Below are 566 nucleotides of genomic sequence, written 5' to 3' on the forward strand. Positions count from 1 at the left end.
GTTTTGAAACTCTTACCAAATGACTTACCACCACCAAACTTTTTCGCCTCTGCGATTGGTGTCACCGCGACTGATACCATCAGAATCGCGATTAGTGAGAAAAATCGTTTCATTCTTATCCTTTATAGGTTTCGTTATCTTTCGACTCTTTAATCATACTCGTTAACAATGAACAATGAAATATTCACAGCGGCTACACATGTATCATAATATTGCTGAGATTAATTTAGCCCCTATTGAGTAAAGCAATTGACGCCTACTAGAGGGGGGGACTAAAATATTGAACGTTGTTCATTAATAGAAATACATCATGGCCAGAAGAAACGATCACACGCGCGAGCAATTAGTTCAGCTCACATTAGACACTGTTACACAATTTTTGGAGGAGCACTCATATCATGAGTTGAGCCTACGGAAAATCGCGAATATGATCGGATATGTGCCAAGTACCCTAGTCAATGTATTCGGTAACTACAATCTGCTTCTTTTGCACGTGGTTGCTAAAACCCTCGATGAACTTTCCGCCGAAGCCGGTGCTGCAGTAAAGCAATCCAGCAACCCGCAAG

Annotated in this window: 1 protein-coding gene; it reads left to right on the plus strand. The window is 41.3% G+C overall.

All coding sequences use genetic code 11. The features are described 5' to 3' along the window. Positions 1–310 precede the first annotated feature (310 nt). Positions 311–566, plus strand: a 256-nt coding sequence (locus KIV40_RS34360; RefSeq protein ID WP_375164953.1) for a TetR/AcrR family transcriptional regulator, incomplete at its 3' end; no start/stop codon positions are given.

The organism is Vibrio sp. D173a (assembly GCF_030248475.1).